General features: G+C 45.5%; 6 protein-coding genes and 1 tRNA gene. All 7 read left to right on the forward strand.

The window, feature by feature from the left end; all coding sequences use genetic code 11:
• Window positions 1-124 precede the first annotated feature (124 nt).
• The gene (locus tag ABL924_RS17280) at window positions 125-1,327 is read left to right on the forward strand and encodes a hypothetical protein (RefSeq protein ID WP_349028341.1); all 1,203 of its coding nucleotides are present in this window, start codon (window positions 125-127) and stop codon (window positions 1,325-1,327) included.
• Window positions 1,328-1,505: 178 nt separating this feature from the next.
• Window positions 1,506-1,618 (forward strand) — tRNA-OTHER (locus ABL924_RS17285).
• A gap of 114 nt (window positions 1,619-1,732) precedes the next feature.
• Window positions 1,733-1,960 (forward strand): hypothetical protein, encoded by a 228-nt coding sequence (locus tag ABL924_RS17290; RefSeq protein ID WP_349028342.1) that lies wholly within the window; start codon window positions 1,733-1,735, stop codon window positions 1,958-1,960.
• A 229-nt stretch (window positions 1,961-2,189) separates the two neighbouring features.
• The gene (locus ABL924_RS17295; protein ID WP_349028343.1) at window positions 2,190-3,416 is read left to right on the forward strand and encodes an RtcB family protein; all 1,227 of its coding nucleotides are present in this window, start codon (window positions 2,190-2,192) and stop codon (window positions 3,414-3,416) included.
• 180 nt (window positions 3,417-3,596) lie between these two features.
• Window positions 3,597-3,983 (forward strand): GIY-YIG nuclease family protein, encoded by a 387-nt coding sequence (locus ABL924_RS17300; RefSeq protein WP_349028344.1) that lies wholly within the window; start codon window positions 3,597-3,599, stop codon window positions 3,981-3,983.
• 209 nt (window positions 3,984-4,192) lie between these two features.
• Window positions 4,193-5,218, forward strand: coding sequence for an ATP-binding protein (locus tag ABL924_RS17305; RefSeq protein WP_349028345.1), 1,026 nt, complete (start codon window positions 4,193-4,195; stop codon window positions 5,216-5,218).
• Window positions 5,219-5,355: 137 nt separating this feature from the next.
• Window positions 5,356-6,411, forward strand: a 1,056-nt coding sequence (gene rtcA, locus ABL924_RS17310) for an RNA 3'-terminal phosphate cyclase (RefSeq protein ID WP_349028346.1), incomplete at its 3' end; no start/stop codon positions are given.

Below are 6,411 nucleotides of genomic sequence, written 5' to 3' on the forward strand. Positions count from 1 at the left end.
TCGCATTCAAAGTTAGGCTATCAATCCCCGTTGCAGTTTGAGCGGGATTTTTATAAGAAGGCTGTCTAAAAAAGTGTCCGGTTTATATTGACCATTACATAATCGCGTGATTGGTAATGGCAAGATGTTACGTAACTTTGTGCAAATTTTGCGTAGCGGTTCGGTTGGTCGCAAGTCGATGGGAACAAAGCCTAAAAAACTGATCCAAAACTGGTTGAACACTGCGCCAGAACGCGATTTGTTGAATGCCTATATCGGCTCGCAACCGTCCTTGGCGGATGTGATAAAAATGGTACACCCTAAACCTACGGAAAATTGGCGCGAAGCCTTTTTCGCCTGGGTAATCGGTAAGCCTTATGATTGGGCAAATTTGCCGCCGATAACGCAAAGTTACGAATGTTATAAGAACGACATGACACGCCCAGTGCCGGATGTGCCGTTCCAGCTATTAACCGCGTTGCCGTTGGCAACCGAACAATGGACGGCGATAGCCTTAAATGCGGGTTGGCAGATGTTACGGATGAACTTGAACACCTTTGCCCGTCATGGCGTGTTTGCGGATGAACAAGTAATAACAACTTTGGCGGAAAAACTGCGTGATAAGCAAGCCATTGCTAAAGCCAAGGTATTTCCCTACCAATTGCTGGCGGCTTATAAGGCCGCAGCAAACTGTTTACCCAGGGAACTGAGCGATGCCTTGCAAGATGCGCTGGAAACATCGCTATCGAATGTGCCGGGAATTATTGGCAAGGTAGTTGTATGCCCGGACGTATCCGGTTCGATGAGTTCAGTGGTAACGGGTGGGCGCGGTTCGGCGACTAGTTCGGTACGCTGTATTGATGTGGCGGCATTAGTGGCGGCGGCGTTACTGCGTAAGAATCCGAATACGGTTGTGTTACCGTTTGAGAACGATGTGGTAAAGGTCGATTTGAATGCTCGCGATACCGTGCTGACCAACGCACAGAAACTGGCGGCCATCGGTGGTGGCGGAACCAATTGCAGCGCACCGTTGCAGCAATTGAATAAAAACAAAGTCTTTGCTGATTTAGTGGTCTTTGTATCGGACAATCAGTCTTGGATGGATGCTAAACGTCATGGTGCTACCGCGATGATGCAGGAATGGGAAGCGTTTATACAGCGCAACCCGAAAGCAAAACTGGTTTGTGTGGATATTCAACCGTATGGCACAACACAAGCTGCAGAAAGGCCTGATATTTTGAATGTCGGCGGATTTTCTGATGCCGTGTTCAACATCATCGCCGCTTTTGCTGCTGACCAGTTGAGCCCTGAACATTGGGTGGGCGTTATAGAGGAAACTGTTTTATAAGGTTAGGTGAAGTGTTCGTGAATGCCGCTGTGATTACATCGACTGTAAATCGCTATCAGATCACAGCAATTATTGTTACGGCACTTCACTTTTTTTGAAAAAGTTTTACGGGTTTTGTGCGAATGCAGTTAAGACTACATCGTGTCGTCGGTTCGATCCCGGCCTTGCTTCGGCAAGTAGCTCAGTCGGTAGAGCAGAAGTCTTAGCGATTTTTGTCGCACTTTTTAACGATTTTTGGCGAATGCCGGTGTAATTACATTGATTTCAATGGTCGCAGGTTCGAATCCTGCCCATTTTGGTTTTTCAAAATGGTAGCTCAGTCTGGTAGAGCACTGAAAATATTACACCAAACCCTTGTCGCCATCTTTTTTGAATGATTTTTACGCTGAATGCTCGTGTGATTACATGGATACAACATCGGGAAATCCCGAAGATCCCAGGTTCGAGCCCTGGTCGGCAGCAATGTCGGTAGTTGAGTTAAGAAAATCACACCAAAAGTTGTCAGCGGATTTTTGGGAATACATGAATGCAGTTATGACTACATCGTACGTCGGTTCGATTCCGACTTTGCCGAAAGGCAAGAAGCTGAGTGGTATAGCAATGTTCATAGCAACTTTTGTCGTGCATTTTTAAAGTTTATGGTGAATCTACAGGGGTTCACAACTAGTTTTGGCGAATGCAGGTGTAACTACATCGCCTGTCACGCGGGAGGTCGCGGGTTCGAATCCCGTCGGTTCCGACATCAATGGAACCGTAGCTCAGAGGATAGAGCGCCTAACGTGTTACACCGACTCTTGTCGCCAAATTTTTCATCGGTTTTGTAATAAACCGACTTTGAGTTTAACAAATAGAGACTGCAATCATGCAACCCGAAAACTATTCCGTAATGCAAGCCGGAAACGGAAAACCGATCAAGCTATGGACGCACGGCGTGCCTGTAGAAGACGAGGCCAAAAAGCAATTGCAGAACATCGCCCAATTGCCGTTCATCTTCAAGCATGTTGCGGTTATGCCGGACGTGCATTTGGGTAAGGGTTCGACCATCGGTAGCGTGATACCAACCTTAGGCGCAATTATCCCGGCAGCGGTGGGCGTGGACATCGGCTGCGGGATGATGGCGGCGCGTACCAGCCTAACTGCTAGTGATTTGCCGGATAACCTGCACGGCTGGCGATCTGAAATTGAGAGCGCAGTGCCGCATGGCTTGTCGCGTACGCGCGGTGGCCGCGATAAAGGTTCTTGGGAAAACACCTCGGCCAATGTCGATAAACAATGGGCGGAACTGCTGCCGGAGTTTGAAGCGATCTATGCCAAACATAAATGCTTGAAGAACACCAACAACCATAAGCACTTGGGAACGTTGGGAACCGGCAACCACTTTATCGAAGTCTGCCTGGATGAAAGTCAAAACGTGTGGTTTATGCTGCATTCCGGTTCGCGCGGGGTGGGGAATCGTATCGGCACGCACTTTATCGAACTGGCGAAGAAGGATATGGAAAAGTATTACATCCAACTTCCGGATAAGGATTTATCGTACTTTCCGGAAGGCACTGAACATTTCAACGACTACGTGCAAGCGGTGAGCTGGGCGCAGGATTTTGCCCGCCGCAACCGCGAGGTGATGATGCAAAATGTGGTTGCGGCGATCCAGGCGCTTTGTCCCAAGCCGTTTACCGCCGATGTGGAAGCGGTGAACTGCCACCATAACTACGTACAACGCGAACATCACTTCGGCCATAACGTATTGGTAACGCGCAAAGGCGCGGTAGCTGCATGGCCGGGGCAAATGGGAATTATCCCTGGCTCAATGGGTGCGAAGTCCTTCATCGTGCGCGGTAAAGGCCAAGAAGAAGCCTTCTGCTCATGCAGCCACGGCGCAGGGCGCACCATGTCGCGTACCGCCGCGAAAAAACGCTTCAATGTCGCCGACCAAATCGCCGCAACGCAAGGCGTGGAATGCCGAAAGGATGCCGATGTCATCGACGAAATCCCGATGGCGTATAAGGACATCGATGCGGTGATGGCGGCGCAGGTGGATTTGGTGGAGATTGTGCATACCTTGAAGCAGGTGGTTTGTGTGAAAGGGTGATGTTGAAAGGCACAAGGTTAAAGGTGAATGGAAAATCCGACCCTGCGAGATTATGCCGTTCATGGTTCGACAAGCTCACCACGAACGGCTTAACTTAATGGCAGTAATTGCTCCGCATGCAAAAATGTAATATCAAAAAACCAACTTTTTCCGTTCGTCCTGAGCTTAGTCGAAGGATGAATGGGAAAAGTTCTCAAATCCATACAACAGAATAAGGCCAAAATGTTTTGGGTATATATTTTAAAATGCTCCGATGGCAGTTATTACACAGGCCACACCGACAACCTTGAAATCCGCGTCGCCCAGCATAAAGCAGGAGAATGCCCGGGTTATACCGCCACACGGTTACCTGTAGAATTTGCATGGTCACAAGAATTCAACACCCGCGAAGAAGCTTTATCAGCAGAAAGGCAGATCAAAGGTTGGAGCCGCAAGAAAAAAGAAGCCATGATGCGCGGTGATTGGGCGGAAGTTTCCCGTTTAGCCCAAAGTAAATCCGCTCATGGTTCGACAAGCTCACCACGAACGGATTTACTTTTACGGGGCGACGATGAAGACCCAAATTAGAAAACATGACTGTTAACAAGTCACAGATTTAAGGGTATATAGTTTAAATACCGTTCGTCCTGAGCTTGTCGAAGGATGAACCACATTTTTAAAATGAGTGCCGCTTACTTCCTGCGTTCCTCGATTTTGACGGAGGTTGCCTTATTTGATATAAGTTTTTCAACTAAACTAGAATCCAAATTGCTGATTAAAAATAGTTTTAAAATTCTATGTCCATAAACGAAAAAACAATTAAGGAGTTTCTTAGGCTTAGCGGGTCTTATCTTTACCATAGAGAGAGTCAAGAATTAGAGTTTAAAGAACAATTTAATCTGTCTGGGCTTGCTGATTATTTTAGGGATTTTGCAGCATTTTCAAATAATCGTGGCGGTTACCTTATTTTTGGTGTCAAAGATTCTCCCCGATTACCAAATGGGATGAGTGAAAAAAGTATTGAACAATTTAACAAACTAGACCCTGAAAAAATAACAGGTTACTTACTTGAAATTTTCTCGTCAGATATACGTTGGAATCAAGCTGTAATAATTATTGATGGAAAACACTTTGGAGTTTTTAAAATCTTTGAATCAATGAGTAAACCTGTCATTGCAAAAAAAGATGAAGGAAAGGAACAGACTATTAAAAATGGAGATATTTTTTATAGGTATGGAGGTAGAACGCAGAAAATTCAATATGCCGAATTAGAAATTATTATCCAAAGAAGAATTGAACAAAATAATCAACATTGGTTTGACTTGGTTTCTAAAATAGCCAAAGCTGGGCCTCAAAATGCCGCAATACTTGATACCGAAAAATCCTTAATAGAAAAAGGTGAATCCAAAATACTTGTGATTGAAGACGCATTAGCATCAAAATTAAAGTTTATAAAGGAAGGGCAATTTTCAGAAAAAGATGGAGCGGCAACCCTAAAGCTCATTGGTGATGTTGTACCAATAAATAGTGTAGAGGTAATTAAAAAAGTAAAGGAAAACCTTTTAAAAGAATATCCATTGTCCGCAAAAGAACTTTGCGAATCAATTATAAGTATGTTGCCAAATACACGGCAAAACATAATTTGGGCTGTTATTAAAGAAAATGATATTAAAAATAATCCAGATTATTCCGTTTATAATTTTCGTAATAAAAAACAAGAAGATGAGTTTTTGAAATCTGGAAAAATACCTTCGGGCACTCCAAGTATTTATAACACAAAAGCTGTTGATTATATTGTTAAGATAATTAAAAGCATGGATTAATCTCGTCTGTGGGTACAAGAGCCCATACTTAAATATCGTTGTGTGAGTAACACAAATAAGAGTTCATCCTTCGACAAGCTCAGGACGAACGGTTAAATATAAAAACAAAACAACCAAATCAAGTAACAGATAAAACCATGACCATCCAAATCGACGGCTCCCAAGGCGAAGGTGGCGGCCAAATCTTACGTACCGCTTTATCCTTAGCCATGATTACCGGTCAAGCCATCCAGATTAAAAACATCCGCGCCAAGCGCAAAACGCCCGGATTAATGCGTCAGCATTTGACCGCCGTGAATGCGGCGGCAGCGATTTCTGGGGCGGAAGTCAATGGCGCAAAAGTCGGCTCAACCGAGTTAAGCTTTAACCCAGGCAATGTGCAAGGTGGTGATTACAGCTTTAATATCGGCACGGCGGGCAGTTGCACCTTAGTGTTGCAAACGGTGTTACCGGCATTGTTGATGGCGGCACAGGAAAGCCGTGTTGTGATTACCGGCGGTACGCATAATACGATGAGTCCACCATTCCATTTTTTGCAGCGCGCTTTTGTCCCGCTGTTAAAGCGGATGGGCGCTGAGGTGGAGTTGCGACTTAACCGTTTCGGGTTTTATCCGGCGGGCGGGGGAGAAATCACCGCAACGATTAAACCCAGCACTCGCCTTGTGCCGTTGCATTTGGAAAACCGCGGCGAACGGCTTAAGGCTTATGCGGAAAGTTATTTTGCCGGGTTACCTACCCACATTGCTGAACGTGAACTCGCTGTAGTAAAACAAAAGTTATCCTGGAGTGATGATCAATTGTTGCTGCGGGAAATAAACCGTAACCAAGGGCCGGGAAATGTATTGTTAATCACCTTTGAACACGAACAGGTTACCGAAGTGTTTACCGGTTTTGCCGAGCGCGGCGTGGCGGCGGAAGTTGTTGCCAAAGGCGCGATTTCAAAAGCGCAAAAATACTTAACCAGCAATGCCGCAGTTGATAGCTATTTGGCAGATCAATTATTATTGCCGATGGCCTTGCCGGGCGGCGGCTCTTTTACTACGACTGAATGGAGCCAACATGCGGCAACCAATGCGGAGATTATTAAAAAATTCGAGAGTGTTTATGTAAAGATACATATATATTTCCGTTGGTACTCTAGGAAGGTAGTTGAATTAGTCAGGGCTACCCACAGCTTGATGGAAGCATTGACC

Source organism: Methyloglobulus sp. (assembly GCF_040079455.1).
In the GTDB taxonomy this organism is placed as follows: domain Bacteria; phylum Pseudomonadota; class Gammaproteobacteria; order Methylococcales; family Methylomonadaceae; genus Methyloglobulus.

Bases quoted from the DNA above. Each gene is read 5' to 3' on its own strand.
- ABL924_RS17280 (WP_349028341.1), top strand. From the start codon at position 125: ATGTTACGTAACTTTGTGCAAATTTTGCGTAGCGGTTCGGTTGGTCGC.
- ABL924_RS17290 (WP_349028342.1), top strand. From the start codon at position 1,733: ATGGATACAACATCGGGAAATCCCGAAGATCCCAGGTTCGAGCCCTGG.
- ABL924_RS17295 (WP_349028343.1), top strand. From the start codon at position 2,190: ATGCAACCCGAAAACTATTCCGTAATGCAAGCCGGAAACGGAAAACCG.
- ABL924_RS17300 (WP_349028344.1), top strand. From the start codon at position 3,597: ATGGGAAAAGTTCTCAAATCCATACAACAGAATAAGGCCAAAATGTTT.
- ABL924_RS17305 (WP_349028345.1), top strand. From the start codon at position 4,193: ATGTCCATAAACGAAAAAACAATTAAGGAGTTTCTTAGGCTTAGCGGG.